Raw genomic sequence first — 16,761 nt, 5'->3', positions numbered from 1 at the left:
CATCGTTTCCAGTAGATTAATTTAGTATTCTCTCCATACTTCAAAGGAATTAGTAGGCTTGTGAAAAGTCATTACAAAATATTGAGTAAATCATTCTCAAAAAAAGAGTATAATCTTTCCTAAATGTTAGCTTGTAACTCTCACGAAATCAATATATTACAAGTAGCGCTGAAGAAGACGCCTTTCTTGCCCTAAGAAGGGCGTCTTCTATGAGCAAGAAGGGCATGTTCTCAATTGCAGGTAGGCGTCTTCTATTACCTTATAGAGCATATAGTGGATTCTAAGGAAGTAAAAAAAGTAGCTTTCTCTCCAGTCTTTCCGAAAGAAAGGGAGTATCTACCGAGATAGAACTCGCTGTTATATTGTATTCAATGAGCAAAGAGAGATAATATCATTTCAGCCTTTACTTGTCCTGTTCTCCAACTTTTCTTCGAAAGAAAATAGGATTAAATGTCTAATAGTGGGTATTGGTAAGGGGAGTAAAATGTATTCTTTTACTCGCAGATCAATACTAATTTTTGCGCACAGCAATACAATATAAACAGATATTTTACCCTCGATTTTTTTCGTGTTTATACTCCGTACTACTCGTGTACATATTCCTCCCGTTCGTAAGAAAGGAACTTAAGGCTTGTGTTAGCTGCCATGAAAGAATAGAATGAGTCACTGATAACTAATTATATAGTAATGGTATTATTCAAGCTTTGATGCATTTTGAATACATGAATAGTCCCGTCACTTAATTATTATTTTGTTGTTTGATAGTGATTTCACGCTGTGGGAATGGGATTTCAATGCCATTCTTATTAAGCGTCTCGTAGATACATTCCATGATATCACCAATGTCACTACCTCGTGTAAATACATTCAGCCAAACAATAATGCTCAATGTAATGCAGCTATCATCAAAACTTTTAAGTCTGACAACGACTGGTTGTGCTTCGTAAGTGACTCCCAATGAAGTTATAGCGTCTGTAAGAAGAGCTTTTACCTCCTTAATATTAGTCCCATAAGCTACTCCAACCTCAAGGATATCCAACTCATAACCATGATTCTTTGTCATGTTCTTGTAGTTCTTGGTGAATAGTTGTGAGTTTTGGAAAGCAATAACCGAACCATCGAGGGCTTCTATCATAGTCGATGTATAGCTGATAGAGCTTACCCTACCACGAATGTCATCACAAATGATGTAGTCGCCAATCTTGATACGACCAGCCATCAGAGAGATGCCATAATAGATGTTTTCGAGGATATCCTTCATCGCAAAACCTATACCCGTTGACAGTCCACCCGTCACAACGACCAACCATGTGCTGCTGACCTTGATGATGCTAAGTGTAGTTAATAGCCATGCACCCCAGATAACAACCTGTAAGACATTGATATACATTGTTGCACGTGCTTCAGCTGTTGATGGGTCGTTTCGTTTGAGATACAATTTGATTGCATCACGAATCGTTAGGTTTAGATAATTAAATACGAACCAAAGAATGGTTACAACGGCTATGGCGTAGACACTAATCTTTATGTTCGTAGAGTCAATGAAGTTGTCACGAATCAAATCCCAAGTCAACCCACTAAGATTGAACACGTCTGTTGCCCAATAAACGGCCATAAAGAAAGATATGACCAAAGCAATAGGGATGAGAACAATGTCTATGAAGCGTAGTGCCCATACCTTTATAGGCGATAAGTTCTTGATAGGGTGTTTAGCTCTATATTGATTCAGATAGTCTTTGAAGAAGGCGATTGTAAGAATACATGCCAATTGCATTGACCACCAGATAATTACTTGTACGGCAAACATCGTATATCCTATCCATGCACTCACAAGTGAGAAGACAAAGACAAGTTGAGACATATAAGCGAAGTTCAGGTCGTAACGAGGTACAAGCTTGTGATATCTGTAAATCATTCTTGCCTGCCACAAGGTGTCGATAAGTAATAGAGGCGGGAAGAGGAGCGTCACGATAGAGCTTGGGAGCATTACAATACGGAAGGTAATGACGAAGAACCCAATCATTATCAATGGATAGTAGATGCGATAAGCGTTGTGTGTCTGTGAGCCTTCTACACGCAGGAGCAGGGAAGCAAAGATAACTGTCAGCATCCATGTGTACTCTAAGAGTAGGCTGCAAGCCATGTGTACGAAATTAGAAGGCGAGAACAATCTGATGATAACAAGTATGATACTAAACGTAATCACGGAAGCCAACATAATAATACACGTACGCTTTGCAAGGAAAGCATGACTCTTCTGCTCAAACCTATTGGTTTTCATGACCTTAGTCACTAAGAAGCGAATACTCAGATAGTTGATAAGGATGGCTATTAAACCATAAATGAGTATCATACTAAAAAGTGTGATAATCCACTTTACATCCCATTGTGAGGCAACAACAGGGTCGGAAGTGTATTTCTCGGAGAGTGTTGTGTTCATTTGGTTGAAGCGTAGTCGGGCAGTCTTTAGGAACTTGAAATAGTTGTCTCCAGAGTTCGTAAAGATACCAGACTGTATCTCCTCATACCTTTTCTGTGCGTAGGCATCGAGTGCTTCTAATTGTTGTTGGCTAAACTTATAGTATTGGATGTATTCTTTATAGGAGTCGTTGCGCTCTTTTAGCATCCTTCGAATACTTGCTGCAAGGGTAAGACAGACGTTACGGTCGGTCTTCATCTTAGGCGTGAGACCAAAGATATACATCGTACTAAGTACGTTGATTAATGAGTCGTAGCGTGCTATCTCTTCATTACTTTCTGTGATAAGGTCGTGGAAGGGACGGGTCTTGGTTTGAAAGTCTTTCCATAATTCGGTCGCTTGTTGGCAGGCATAAGTAAGGTCGAAGATGTTATCCGTCTTTTGAGAATAAAGCATCAAGGATATTTGAGCAGAATTATCACCAATCTCCTTCAGTTGGCTTGTAACTTGTTCGGTAATAAATCTTGATTTATTCAGCTGTTTTGTTAGTTCTAAATGCTGCGCAATCAGTTCAGAGCGTAGTACTTGTAGAGAGTTTTTTAGTGAGTCCTCTTGTAGAACAGCATGTGTCGGCAGTGTGAGGATGAAAAGTAATATAGTGATAAAAAATAGCTTTTTGCGCATATCTGTTTGACTCTAAAAAAGGTTGTTATGTATTATATAGGTGTACAAAGATACGGAAACTTTACCATTTAGGGCTGTATAGGAATGTAAAATGATACTAAAGATAGCTTTGTTTGTGCTTTTCTTATGTCACATGGCGTGTAAACGAATAAAAAATCGTAAGTTTGCACGAAAAAAGAGCACTATGATATTAATTGCCGATAGTGGAGGTTCTAAAACAGACTGGGCATTGATAAGTCTACCAACAGATACCAGTAAGTGCGTTCTGAGAGTCCGTACACAGGGATTGAATCCTTTTCATCAGTCGAAGGATGTCATTTTACATACATTAGAACAGGAGCTAATACCAGCGTTAATCAAGGCTACTGAACAAAACAACAATTCTCTAAGGAAGACAGATATAGCCAAGTTGGTCACACAGATATACTTTTATGGGGCTGGATGTACGAAGAATCTTTCACCCATTGTAAGTGAAGCACTCGGCATGGCATTCCCTTCTGCTTCGGTGAAAGTAGAGAGCGATTTGTTAGGTGCAGCTCATGCAGTATGCGGGCATGAGGCAGGAATCGCTTGTATATTAGGTACTGGTGCTAATAGCTGTCAGTATGATGGCGAGCAGATTGTTGCAAATATCCCCCCTTTGGGTTATATCTTGGGAGACGAAGGCAGTGGAGCTGTTCTTGGAAAGTTATTACTCAATGGCATCTTCAAAGGTGATTTGCCAACAGAGATACGTGATCTGTATTTAGAATGGAGCGGATTGAGCTATCCTGAAATTATTGATAAAGTATATCGTCAACCACTTGCAAACCGCTTTTTAGCAGGGATCTCAAGATTTATCAAAGACAACTTGCAACATACTGAATTAGAGGCTTTAGTAGAATATAATTTCGATAATTTCTTTAAGAAAAATATCTTGAAGTATAAGTCATCTCCAATCCGTACTATTTCTGCGGTTGGAGGGATAGCAGCAGCTTTTGAACCGCAATTAAGAGCCAGTGCTAATCGCTTCGATTATCAAGTTGGTAAGGTGATAGCCTCACCTATAGAGGGTTTGATTGAATATTATTCTTAGGATGAATTGTTAATTATGACTTGTGAATCTGATATTTATGTAGCCTGTTCTCTCTGCCCTTTGAGAACAACAAATAATTAATACAATGTATTTAACAGACAACCGATTATCGTCTTGTAAATATGGCAATACGTCGTTTGTAAAGTAGAGTTTGCAAAAAGTGGTATGTTTTTCTGTTCAAAATGCAGTTGTTCTCAAATAATTTTGTAACTTTGCAGATGTTTTAAAACATATTACATTAAGAGCAAGATTGCACAATTAAATTATAGCTATATATAAAGTTTATGTATTTCACACTTTTTGTTACCGTTTTGATAACGGCCGCATTCTTGGTAGTGGCAGCTTATGCTATCGCTAAGTTGATTGGTCCGCGTTCATACAATCCAGCGAAGGGTGAGCCTTACGAGTGTGGTATACCGACTTACGGAACCTCTTGGTTACCAGTACATATCGGTTACTACCTCTTTGCTATCCTCTTCTTGATGTTTGACGTGGAGACAGTATTCCTCTATCCATGGGCAGTCGTTGTAAAAGAAACCGGTCCACTCGCACTTGCAACGATTGGTTTCTTTATGCTGGTATTAGTATTTGGTCTTGCGTATGCTTGGCGGAAAGGAGCACTTGAATGGAAATAAGAAAGCCAAAAATCAAGTCTCTTCCATACGAAGAATGGAAAGACAATGACACGCTTAGCAAAATGGCAAGCGAATTGAACGATGGTGGTACAAACCTTGTTCTCGGTAACTTGGATCAGCTCATCAACTGGGGTCGTAGTAATTCTCTTTGGTCGCTAACCTTCGCAACATCATGTTGTGGTATTGAGTTTATGTCTGTTGGATGTGCACGTTATGACTTCTCTCGCTTTGGATTTGAGGTTACACGTAACTCACCACGTCAGGCTGACTTGATTATGTGTGCTGGTACAATTACGAATAAGATGGCTCCAGCATTGAAGCGTCTGTATGATCAGATGGCTGAGCCTAAGTATGTAATTGCTGTCGGTGGTTGTGCTATCTCTGGTGGTCCATTTAAGGATAGCTATCACGTTATGCGTGGTATTGATGAGATTATCCCTGTGGATGTTTATATCCCTGGTTGTCCTCCACGTCCAGAGGCCATTATCTATGGTATGATGCAGCTTCAACGCAAGGTGAAGGTCGAGAAATTCTTCGGTGGTGTTAACCATAAGCAGACAGCTGAAGAGCGTGAATTAGGTAAGAGTAATTCTGAGCTCATCTTTGAAGAGAAGTTAGGTATTAATCCAGAGGAGATAAAGGAGAAGCGTGAGGCTGCTTGGAACGAGGCAAAGAAACCTGCTCCAAAGCCAGCACGTCCTGTCGCTAAGCCTGCTCCTGCTGCTGTTAAGCCTGCTGAAGCAGCTGAGAAACCAAAGGAAGCTGCGGTTGCATCTTCTTCAGAAACTGTTGTTCCAAAGAAAGATACGATTGTTGTTGACCAGCCTGTAACAAAGGAAGATGTTGAAAAGTTGGGTAAAGAAATCGATCAGATAGGTGCAACAGGTAAGGTTTCAGACGAGACTTCTACTAATAATTAATATATAAGGTACGCGAGAATGAAATTAGAAAATAAAGAGTTCGGTTTTGATAGCTTTGCTTCTGAGATGGCAAAGCTAAAGAATGAGAAGCATTTCGATTACCTTGTAACTGTTGTCGGTGAAGACTTTGGTGTAGAGGAAGGTCTTGGATGTATCTATATCCTTGAGAATACAAATACTCATGAACGTTGCTCTGTAAAGCAACTTGCAAAGAAGGTAGGGGAGGAGTCTGTTATTCCTTCTGTCTATCAGCTTTGGAATGATGCAGACTTATTAGAGCGTGAGGTTTATGATTTCTATGGTATCAAGTTCCTTGGTCACCCTGATATGCGTCGTCTCTACCTAAGAAACGACTTTAAGGGATATCCACTCCGTAAGGATTATGACATGGATCCAAAGAAGAACATGTACACAACGGAGGATGATGTAGAAGTTGATACAACAACAGAATGGAATCTCAATAATGAAGGTGAACTTGTTCAGACACAACATGCGCTATTCACTGATGATAATTTCGTTGTGAATATCGGTCCTCAGCACCCATCTACTCACGGTGTGCTTCGTTTGCAGACTGTGTTGGATGGAGAGACGGTAACCAAGATCTATCCACACTTGGGATATATCCATCGTGGTATTGAGAAGCTTTGTGAGCAGTTTACTTATCCACAGACTTTGGCATTGACTGACCGTATGAACTATCTGTCAGCAATGATGCATCGTCATGCACTTGTTGGTGTTATAGAGGAAGGTATGGGCATTGAGTTGTCTGAGCGTATCCTCTATATCCGTACTATTATGGATGAGTTGCAGCGTATTGACAATCACCTCCTTTATACATCTTGTTGCGCTCAAGACTTAGGCGCCCTCACAGCCTTCCTTTATGGTATGCGTGATCGTGAGCATGTGTTGAATGTAATGGAAGAGACGACTGGTGGTCGCCTGATTCAGAACTATTATAGAATAGGTGGTTTGCAGGCTGATATAGATCCAAACTTTGTTTCAAACGTGAAAGAACTTTGCAAATACTTACGTCCAATGGTACAAGAGTATTTGGATGTCTTTGGTGATAATGTCATTACTCACCAACGTTTCTGCAATGTTGGTGTAATGGATGAGAAGGATTGCATTAGTTATGGTGTGACTGGTCCTGCTGGTCGTGCAAGTGGTTGGAAGAATGATGTTCGTAAGAACCATCCATACGCCATGTATGACAAGGTTGACTTCGAACAGATAACTTTGACACACGGCGATTCTATGGATCGTTACTATTGTCATATACAGGAGATTTATCAGAGCCTCAATATCATTGAGCAGTTGATTGATAATATCCCTGAGGGTGAGTTCTATATTAAACAGAAACCAATCATCAAGGTTCCTGAGGGACAGTGGTACTTCTCTGTTGAGGGTGCAAGTGGTGAGTTTGGTGCTTATCTGGATTCACGTGGTGACAAGACAGCATATCGTTTGAAATTCCGCCCAATGGGTCTGACACTTGTTGGCGCCATGGATAAGATGTTACGTGGTCAGAAGATTGCCGACTTGGTGACTACTGGTGCTGCGCTTGACTTCGTTATCCCTGATATTGACCGCTAACATGGTTATCAATAAAGTAATCAATTAAGAATTAAATTCATACTATGTTCGATTTTAGTATAGTTACAAAATGGTTCGATGAATTGCTTCGTGTCACTTGTGGACTAAGTAATTTTTGGGCCGTTCTGATTGAGTGCGTTGTGGTGGGATTGGCAATACTTCTTGCTTATGCTTTACTTGCAATAGTACTTATCTTTATGGAGCGTAAGGTCTGCGCCTATTTCCAGTGCCGTATTGGCCCTGTCAGAGTAGGATGGTGGGGAACTTTACAGGTCTTAGCTGATGTGTTGAAGATGTTGATTAAGGAAATCTTTGCTGTAGATAAAGCGGATAAGCTACTTTATTATTTGGCACCTTTCTTGGTTATTATCGCATCTGTCGGTACATTCTCTTTCCTTCCTTGGAATAAAGGTGCTCATATCCTTGATTTCAATGTAGGTATCTTCCTGGTGACCGCCATTAGTTCTATTGGTGTTGTTGGAGTATTCATTGCTGGATGGGGTAGTAATAATAAATATTCAGTCCTATCTGCTATGCGTGGAGCAGTACAGATGATTTCATACGAATTGTCATTAGGTGTATGTTTAATCTCTGCTGTTATCCTAACACAAACAATGCAGATTTCAGGTATAGTCGAAGCTCAGACTGGTCCTTGGCAGTGGTTGATAGTACAAGGACATATCCCAGCTATCTTGGCTTTCCTTGTATTCTGTATTGCGGGTAATGCGGAGGCTAATCGTGGTCCGTTCGACTTGGCAGAAGCTGAGAGTGAGTTGACTGCAGGTTATCATACAGAGTATAGTGGTATGGGATTTGGTTTTTACTACTTGGCAGAGTACCTTAATCTATTTGTTGTAGCAGGTATTGCAACTACTGTATTCTTAGGTGGTTGGGCTCCTTTGAACATTGGATTAGATGGCTTTGATGCTATTATGAATTATATTCCAGGTCTTGTTTGGTTCCTTGGTAAAACATTCGCAGTAGTATTCTTGCTGATGTGGATTAAGTGGACATTCCCACGTCTCCGTATCGATCAGATTCTGAAATTAGAGTGGAAGTATCTTATGCCACTATCATTGGTTATCCTTGTGTTGATGACGGTGTGTGTTGCATTCGGTTGGACGATTCACTATTAATGGTTAAAGAGAATGGAAGATAAAAAACTATCATATTTTGGTGAGGTCGGGAGCGCACTCAAGACACTTGCTACGGGTATGAAGGTGACCATGAAGGAATACTTCACACCAAAGTCTACCGAGCAGTATCCTGAGAATCGCAAGACAACCCTTCACGTAGCCAAGCGTCACCGTGGCCGTTTGGTCTTCAAGCGTGACGAAGAAAAGAATCACAAGTGTACTGCTTGTACAATGTGTGAGAAGGCTTGTCCTAATGGTACTATCAAGATTCTTTCAGAGATGGTTACCAACGAAGAGACAGGTAAGAAGAAGAAACAGCTCGTTGATTATGAGTATGACTTAGGCGATTGCATGTTCTGTGAGTTGTGTGTTAATGCCTGCAACTTCGATGCAATTGAGTTTACGAATGATTTCGAAAATGCTGTCTTCGACCGTTCTAAGTTAATTCTTCACCTTGATAAAGAGGTATATGAAGGAGGTTCACTGCCAGACCTTATCGACGGTGGTGCAGACTGGAAGGTAGGAACATTCAATACTAAAAAGAAATAAAGGTTTAGAGATATGGCAAGATTAATTATGTTTGCGGTTCTCGCCGTTATTATACTGGCTTCAGCCGTATTCTGCGTGTCGACGAAGCGTATCATGCGAGCTGCGACAGCATTGCTGTTTGTGCTCTTTGGCGTTGCAGGTCTCTACTTCCTGCTCGATTACACATTCCTTGGTGCTGCTCAAATCAGTATTTATGCTGGTGGTATCACAATGATGTACATTTTCGCTATTCAGTTAGTAAGTAAGCGTACATTGCAGGGTCTTTCTGAGCGTTGGTTAGGAAAGCGTACTTTCCTTGCAGCCTTCATTGCTTTAGTTGGTTTTGGTACAGTAATCCTTGTTCTGTTAAAGAATGAAGTTTTGCGTCACACTGTAGTGAACGGTGATTCTTTATCAAATGAGGTTACAATGGAAACCATCGGTCGTAATTTGATGACAGCTGATAAGTATGGTTATGTTCTCCCATTTGAGTTCATCTCTGTATTCCTTTTGGCTTGTATCATTGGTGGCTTAGTTATATTGAATAACAAAAAGAAGGAGGAAAGCAAATGATACCAGTAGGATATTTCTTTGTCCTTAGTGGACTATTGTTCTTTATCGGAGTATTTGGTTTTGTAACCCGTCGCAACCTTGTTGCAATGCTTATCTCCGTAGAGTTAGTTCTCAATAGCGTAGATATCAACTTTGCTGCATTCAACCGTTTACTTTTCCCTGATGGATATGAGGGTATGTTCTTTACTCTTTTCTCTATCGGTGTAAGTGCTGCTGAATCAGCTGTTGCACTCGCTATTATCATCAATGTTTACCGTCATTTCCACAGCGATCAGGTGAACAGTATTGAAAATATGAAATTATAAAGAGAAACAAATATGTTTGATTACGCATTTTTGATACTTCTTCTCCCGTTCCTAAGCGCTGTTGTGCTTGGCTTGTTCGGTATGAAGATGCCTCGCAAGGTCGCTGGTATTATCGGCACCTGTATGTTGGGAACACTATTTGTGCTTAGCCTCTACACTGCTTACCATTATTTCTTCTATACTGGTGAGTATACAGCTATGGGCGAGACCTTCAATGTAACTGATGGTCGTTTGGCAAATGGTACATACCCAACTGTTACAGTCTTCAACATTACATGGTTGAAGTTTACTGAACTTTTGACATTCAACATTGGTTTCCGTCTTTCTCCAATCAGTGTGATGATGTTAATCGTCATTACTACTGTCAGCTTGATGGTTCACATCTATTCATTCGGTTATATGGCTGAACGTGATGAGAATTATAAGTTTGAGGAGTATGAGCACGGCTTCCAGCGTTTCTATGCCTACCTGTCACTCTTTACGATGTCAATGCTTGGCCTTGTAGTGGCAACTAATATTTTCCAGATGTATCTCTTCTGGGAGTTGGTAGGTGTATGTTCATATCTGTTGATTGGATTCTATTATCCAAAGCACACTGCAGTTCATGCCAGCAAGAAGGCTTTTATTGTCACACGTTTTGCTGACTTGTTCTTCTTGATTGGTATCTTGTTCTTCAGTTTTTATGTTGGAACATTTAACTATGATCTCAGTGTAAACCCAGGTCTTGTTGAGACATTGAGTGGTTTGGCTAAGAATCCACATTTGACTTGGGTACTCCCAACAGCTCTTTTCTTGATGTTCATTGGTGGTGCTGGTAAGTCTGCGATGTTCCCATTGCATATCTGGTTGCCAGATGCTATGGAGGGCCCAACACCTGTATCTGCATTGATTCACGCAGCTACGATGGTTGTTGCCGGTGTCTTCCAGGTTGCATCATTGTTGCCAATCTATGTGCAGTTTGGTGCACAGGAGCAACTCCATTGGATTGCTTGGATTGCTGCTTTCACAGCTTTCTATGCAGCAGCAGTAGCTTGTGCTCAGCGTGATATTAAGCGTGGTTTGGCATTCTCTACTATCTCACAGATTGCTTACATGCTCGTTGCACTTGGTGTTTGCTTCTATGAGAAGGAGCACGGTTCATTCTATAGTGCAGAGTATCTCCACCATGGTGGTCTCGGCTATATGGCAGCAATGTTCCACCTCTTTACTCATGCAATGTTCAAGGCTCTGCTCTTCCTTTGCTCTGGTGCTATTATTGTTATTATTGGTAGCAACTTCAAGGAGTATATGGGTGGTTTGCACAAATACATGCCAATTACGAATATCTGTTTCTTGATTGGTTGCTTGGCAATTGCAGGTATTCCTCCATTTGCAGGTTTCTTCTCTAAGGATGAGATTATCTCAGCATGTAATGCACTTCCTGGTGTAGAAGGACAGGCTTTGAAGTGGATTATGACACTCGTAGCTGGCATGACAGCATTCTATATGTTCCGTCTCTACTACGTAATCTTCTGGGGTGAGTCTTACTACGAGCAGGACCCAGAGAACCGTCGACGTCCACAGGAAGTACCTTTCGTAATGTGGGGTCCATTGGTATTCCTCGCAATTATCTCTATCACTGCAGGTTGGATCCCATTTGGCCACTTTGTGAGTGCTAATGGTCTCAGCTATGATATCCATATTGACTGGAGCATTGCTACAACCAGTATCTTTGCCGCACTTATCGGTTTCGCTCTTGCAACTTGGATGTATGCTGGTAAGAAGCAACCTGTTGCTGATGCTTTGCAGCGTACCTTCCCACGTTTGCACAAGGCTGCCCTCAACAGATTCTATATTGATAACGCATGGCAGTTCTTTACACACAAGATTGTATTCCGTTGCTTCTCTATTCCAATCGCATGGTTCGACCGCCACGTTATTGATGGTACGTTTAATTTCATGGCTTGGGGTACACAAGAGGCTGGTGAGTCTATCCGTTCATGGCAGAGTGGCGATGTTCGTCAGTATGCCGTATGGTTCATCACTGGTACTGTAGCATTAACATTAGTATTACTTTGCTTGATTTAAAGAAATGAGTTGGATATTAACTGTATTTGTAATTATCCCCGCCCTGATGCTTTTCGCCCTTTGGGTAGCGAAGAATGATAATCAGGTACGCGGTGTGATGGTAGCCGGCTCTACGGCACTTTTGATAGGTGCAATCTGGCTGACTGTTTATTTCGTTCAGCAGCGCAACGCAGGTAATCATGATGCGATGCTGTTGACAAACTCCGTAATGTGGTTCAAGCCTCTAAATATTGCCTTCTCGGTAGGTGTAGATGGTATCTCTGTTGTAATGATTTTGCTTTCTGCAATCATTGTTTTCACAGGTACTTTTGCCAGCTGGCAGCTTGAACCAATGAAGAAAGAATACTTCCTTTGGTTTGTACTCTTGTCTTCAGGTGTATTTGGCTTCTTTATCTCTACGGATATGTTCACCATGTTCATGTTCTATGAGGTTGCTCTGATTCCAATGTACCTACTCATCGGTGTATGGGGTACTGGTCCTAAGGAGTATTCAGCAATGAAGCTTACCTTGATGTTGATGGGTGGTTCTGCTCTCTTGGTACTCGGCATCCTTGGTATCTACTACTTTAGTGGTGCTACCACAATGGATGTAATGGAGTTAGCACGTATGCATGCTATGCCTAAGAACATCCAGAACATCTTCTTCCCATTGGTGTTTATTGGTTTTGGTGTACTCGGTGCTTTGTTCCCATTCCACACATGGTCTCCTGACGGTCACGCTTCAGCGCCTACAGCAGTATCAATGCTCCACGCTGGTGTATTGATGAAGCTTGGTGGCTACGGTTGTTTGCGTATTGCAATGTTCCTTATGCCTGATGCATTGGAGATGTGGGCACCAGTATTCCTTGTGTTGACAACAATCTCTGTAGTATATGGTGCACTTTCAGCTTGTGTACAGACTGACTTGAAGTATATCAATGCTTATTCTTCAGTTTCACACTGTGGTATGGTACTCTTTGCATTGGTTATGACCACACAGACTGCTATCACAGGTGCTATTCTCCAGATGCTTTCACACGGTTTGATGACAGCCTTGTTCTTTGCATGTATCGGTATGATTTATCACCGTGCAGGAACACGTGATGTTCGTTACCTTGGTGGTCTTATGAAGGTTATCCCATTCTTGGCTGTATCTTATGTAGTAGCAGGTCTTGCTAACCTTGGTTTGCCAGGTTTCTCAGGCTTCGTTGCTGAGATGACAATCTTCGTAGGTTCATTTGAGAATGCAGGTACATTCCATCGTGTAGCAACAATCATTGCTTGTACAGCAATTGTAATCACTGCTGTATACATCTTACGAGTGGTAGGAAAGATTCTCTTCCAGAAAATTCCAAACAAGAAGTTCTATGAGTTACATGATGCTACATGGGACGAGCGATTCGCTATTGGCTGTCTAATCTTCTGCGTTGCAGGTTTAGGTCTCTGCCCACTCTTCTTTGAGAATATGATTATGGATGCGGTTCATCCTATCTTTGATCACATCTTCACATATATACCAAATTTGGGTAATCTTTAATAAACTGGCGAAATGAATTATAGTGATTTCTTTAAGATGATTCCGGAGGCAAGTCTCATTGCCATCCTGATTGTTTTGTTCGTTGCTGACTTTGCAACGGCAAAGACTGAAGAACGCAAGTGGTTCAATCCGCTGGCTTCTGTACTCTTGCTTTTGAACACCTTCGTGTGTCTTTATCCTATGGGCACACAGAATCTGTTCGGTGGTATGTATGAAACAACACCTGCTGTTGATGTGATGAAGGCTATCCTCTCTATGGGTACCTTTATCGTTGTCGTTCAGAGTCGTGTTTGGGCTGCAAAGAGCGGTAAAGAAGCTGAGTTCTATATGCTCATTGTTTCAACATTGCTCGGTATGTTTACCATGATGAGCGCAGGCAACTTCCTGATGTTCTTCCTCGGTCTTGAAATGGCATCTGTACCTTTGGCATGTACTGTTGCTTTCGATATGTATCGTAAGAATTCTGCAGAAGGCGCAGCTAAGTTTATCTTGACAGCAACCTTCTCAAGCGGTGTAATGCTCTATGGTATCAGCTTCCTCTATGGTCAGTTTGGTACTCTTTACTTCGCTGATATCGCTACAAAGATGCAGGCAACCCCATTGGTAATCATGGGTCTTGTGTTCTTTTTCAGTGGTCTTGGCTTCAAGATTTCTCTTGTTCCATTCCACTTCTGGACAGCTGATACCTATCAAGGTGCACCAACAACTGTTACTGGTTATTTAAGCGTAATCTCAAAGGGTGCTGCAGCCTTCACATTGTTGAGTATTCTCTTCCATGTCTTCGGTGACATGATGGAATACTGGCACGTATTGCTGATGATTGTAGTTGTTCTTTCAATTACTATTGCCAACCTCTTTGCTGTACGTCAGAACGAGTTGAAGCGTTTCATGGCTTTCAGTTCAATCTCTCAGGCAGGTTATATTATGTTGGCAGCTATTGGTAATAATTGGGCAAATTCAGTTGCAGCACTTAGTTACTACGTTCTGATTTATGTTGTTGCTAACATGGCAGTCTTCACTATTATCTCTGTTGTAGAGCAGAACAATGGTGGTAAGACGAATATTGATGATTACAATGGTTTCTATCAAACCAACCCACGACTGAGCTTCTTGATGACCTTAGCGATGTTCTCACTCGGTGGTATTCCTCCGTTTGCAGGTATGTTCTCTAAGTTCTTCATCTTCATGTCAGGCGTTAATGGTGCTGACATCAACACCACAATGGGAGCATGGGCTTACGGAGTTGTATTCATCGCTTTGCTCAACACTGTTATTTCACTCTACTACTATCTTAAGATTGTAAAGGCTATGTATATTGTTCGTACAGACAATCCATTGCCAACCTTCAAGAGTGACTGTAACACTAAGTTCGCTTTGGCTATCTGCATGGCAGGTATCCTCCTCTTCGGTGTTTGCAGCTTTGTATATGAGTGGATTGCAGCAGCAGTTTAATAGGCTACAGACTTATTAAATAAGTATATAAATCGCCCAAGGGTTTCGGTAAATCCTTGGGCGATTTTTTGTTGATTATGGTTTATGATGGGTGAGAGATGATACCGCTTTTTGTATCAGTTAGTCATTAATCTCTTATTATATGATGATTATAATGCCCTTTCCCTCTCATCTTTTTCTGATGTATTATCCCAAATCGCTCATTAGATCCTAAACATATTTTGTTTTATTATCGAGTAGATTGTTTGACTTTGTAATGCAGGCGTAGCGGGCTACGTCAAGTTATAAAGACAGACAAGATGCCGATAAGAAAATAAAAGATGTTAGGAAACAATACCATAGTAATAAGAATTATATATATTGTGGTCTGATAACCGATTTGGGATTATTATTTAGCACATATCGTGTTTGTGCCCAGCACGTGTTGTGCTGATAGTAAACACAAATGGTGCTGAGTGCAAATTAGCTTGCAATAGGTTATCAATTGCTCGCAATAATGTTTACATTAATATAGTCTTATAAGCTTCAAAAAAGTAATATTGCTGTCCGATAAAACCTCTACATGCTGCAATACTCTCTCTCAATCCTACTGAAATGCACATGATTAGTTCTAATTTCAAATTCCAAGCCCCCCCCACTAGAATAATGACAACTCTTCTGGTGGGGCTTTTACCTGGGTAATCAATCTATCCCAGTCTCTATGTGGCTGCTCAAAGAATCTTTGTATTGAGACATAACTCATAAGTAGAATTCTTATCATTGTTGCCAAGCCTGAGAAACTCCAAGGTCTCTTTATTTTGTTCTTCACTAGTGTTATAAGCTGATTGGCTATAAGCGTAATCCATATTTGTATTTTTATAGCGTTCGCACTCTCTCCATAGAAGTATCTTAGTGGGAAATTCTGTTTTATTTGTTTAAATAAGGTTTCTATTTGCCATCGTTTCTTATAGATAGCTATAATATCTTCTGCCGACATCTGAAAATCATTGGTCAGCAGTGATATAAATCTGATTTTCCCTTTCTTGGTCTTATCCTGATATGTGATTTTTCTTGCTTTATGGTAGATATCTTTTTCCTTTGTATGCTTATGGAAGAGAATGGTTTCTATACGTACAGCTCCATAATCTGTAGTCATCTGGTAATCTGTATCAGCAATTCTTTCAAAGCTAAGATTACTTTTCATCTTAGTTACATATATAACGCCTCTTTGCGTCAGTTCAGAGAACTTTTCATAGTTTATATAGGCTCTGTCAAAAGCAATCAGTTCCTCATTGGCGTATCGTTCTGGAATAAGTGCAAATTGGTCATGACTGGCTGCGGATGTGAACTTGATATCGCTTGGAACATTCTCATTGGCAAATATCTCTGTATGTACTTTTATTCCACCCTTTTTCTTACCAGTTTTGGGGTTACGTCCTACACCTTTAAAGACCAAGTTAGAAAACAGACTTATTGTCGTAGAATCTATTATCTTTAGATTCTTCAGCCATTTAGGCTGTCCACAATTTCGGCTGTCCGAGTAAAGCTCATGGCGGTATTTCTCATATAAGTTCATATAGATTGAACCGAATATCTCGGAATCTCGACGTTTGTTTGCATCTAACAAGGTACTTCGATAAGGAAAATGCTTTAAACCAAGATGATTAAAGCGATTAACATTAGCAAAGAGAGAGGCCTTTATCTCACGCAGAGAGTCTAAACGCATCATTACTGCATAAAGCATGACGACAAGATGATGCCATGCGTCAAACTTCTTTATATAGTGTTCACCTCCCTGAGCTTGGCTCAGAGATGCAAGTTCCAAAACGAAGTGCAATAAAAGAGTGTCCCTCTCCGAGTAGATGTACGACACCGCGAA

Annotated in this window: 13 protein-coding genes; 11 read left to right on the top strand and 2 right to left on the bottom strand. The window is 40.8% G+C overall.

Annotated features, from left to right (window positions below; all coding sequences use genetic code 11):
- Positions 1-739: 739 nt before the first annotated feature.
- The gene (locus CHB62_RS05655; protein ID WP_089366036.1) at positions 740-3,103 is read right to left on the bottom strand and encodes a mechanosensitive ion channel domain-containing protein; all 2,364 of its coding nucleotides are present in this window, start codon (positions 3,101-3,103) and stop codon (positions 740-742) included.
- 184 nt (positions 3,104-3,287) lie between these two features.
- Between CHB62_RS05655 and CHB62_RS05650 the strand changes: the two genes are divergently transcribed.
- The 11 genes from CHB62_RS05650 (at position 3,288) to CHB62_RS05600 (ending at position 14,903) form a co-directional block, all read left to right on the top strand.
- Positions 3,288-4,178, top strand: coding sequence for an ATPase (locus tag CHB62_RS05650; protein WP_089366035.1), 891 nt, complete (start codon positions 3,288-3,290; stop codon positions 4,176-4,178).
- A 284-nt stretch (positions 4,179-4,462) separates the two neighbouring features.
- A complete protein-coding gene (locus CHB62_RS05645; RefSeq protein ID WP_089366034.1) occupies positions 4,463-4,813 on the top strand; it encodes an NADH-quinone oxidoreductase subunit A in 351 nt (116 codons plus the stop codon).
- Positions 4,804-5,733: an NADH-quinone oxidoreductase subunit B gene (locus tag CHB62_RS05640; RefSeq protein WP_089366033.1), complete on the top strand. Its 930-nt coding sequence runs from the start codon at positions 4,804-4,806 to the stop codon at positions 5,731-5,733. The genes CHB62_RS05645 and CHB62_RS05640 overlap by 10 nt, the downstream gene beginning before the upstream one ends.
- 18 nt (positions 5,734-5,751) lie before the next feature.
- Positions 5,752-7,326, top strand: a complete 1,575-nt coding sequence (locus CHB62_RS05635) for an NADH-quinone oxidoreductase subunit D-related protein (protein WP_089366032.1) — start codon at positions 5,752-5,754, stop codon at positions 7,324-7,326.
- 44 nt (positions 7,327-7,370) lie between these two features.
- A complete protein-coding gene (nuoH, locus tag CHB62_RS05630) occupies positions 7,371-8,462 on the top strand; it encodes an NADH-quinone oxidoreductase subunit NuoH (protein WP_089366031.1) in 1,092 nt (363 codons plus the stop codon).
- A gap of 12 nt (positions 8,463-8,474) precedes the next feature.
- Positions 8,475-9,011, top strand: a complete 537-nt coding sequence (locus CHB62_RS05625) for a 4Fe-4S dicluster domain-containing protein (RefSeq protein ID WP_089366030.1) — start codon at positions 8,475-8,477, stop codon at positions 9,009-9,011.
- Between the two features lie 12 nt (positions 9,012-9,023).
- Positions 9,024-9,563 (top strand): NADH-quinone oxidoreductase subunit J family protein, encoded by a 540-nt coding sequence (locus CHB62_RS05620; protein ID WP_089366029.1) that lies wholly within the window; start codon positions 9,024-9,026, stop codon positions 9,561-9,563.
- Positions 9,560-9,868 carry an NADH-quinone oxidoreductase subunit NuoK gene (gene nuoK / locus CHB62_RS05615; protein ID WP_004360908.1) on the top strand — a complete coding sequence of 103 codons (309 nt, stop codon included), beginning with the start codon at positions 9,560-9,562 and terminating at the stop codon, positions 9,866-9,868. Before CHB62_RS05620 ends, nuoK begins: the two co-directional genes overlap by 4 nt.
- Positions 9,869-9,880: 12 nt before the next feature.
- Entirely contained in the window at positions 9,881-11,935 is a 2,055-nt protein-coding gene (locus tag CHB62_RS05610) for an NADH-quinone oxidoreductase subunit 5 family protein (RefSeq protein WP_089366028.1), read from the top strand.
- A gap of 4 nt (positions 11,936-11,939) precedes the next feature.
- Positions 11,940-13,451, top strand: coding sequence for a complex I subunit 4 family protein (locus tag CHB62_RS05605; RefSeq protein ID WP_089366027.1), 1,512 nt, complete (start codon positions 11,940-11,942; stop codon positions 13,449-13,451).
- A 12-nt stretch (positions 13,452-13,463) separates the two neighbouring features.
- Positions 13,464-14,903, top strand: coding sequence for an NADH-quinone oxidoreductase subunit N (locus tag CHB62_RS05600; RefSeq protein WP_089366026.1), 1,440 nt, complete (start codon positions 13,464-13,466; stop codon positions 14,901-14,903).
- 637 nt (positions 14,904-15,540) lie between these two features.
- On the opposite strand, the gene CHB62_RS05595 is transcribed toward CHB62_RS05600, so the two are convergent.
- Positions 15,541-16,707 (bottom strand): IS4 family transposase, encoded by a 1,167-nt coding sequence (locus tag CHB62_RS05595; protein ID WP_240616242.1) that lies wholly within the window; start codon positions 16,705-16,707, stop codon positions 15,541-15,543.
- Positions 16,708-16,761 lie beyond the last annotated feature (54 nt).

The sequence above is a fragment of the Prevotella jejuni genome (assembly GCF_900187995.1).
Classification (GTDB): Bacteria; Bacteroidota; Bacteroidia; order Bacteroidales; family Bacteroidaceae; genus Prevotella; species Prevotella jejuni.
The sequence above is the reverse complement of the archived record's forward strand: the minus strand, read 5'-3'. Positions and strand labels throughout refer to the sequence as shown.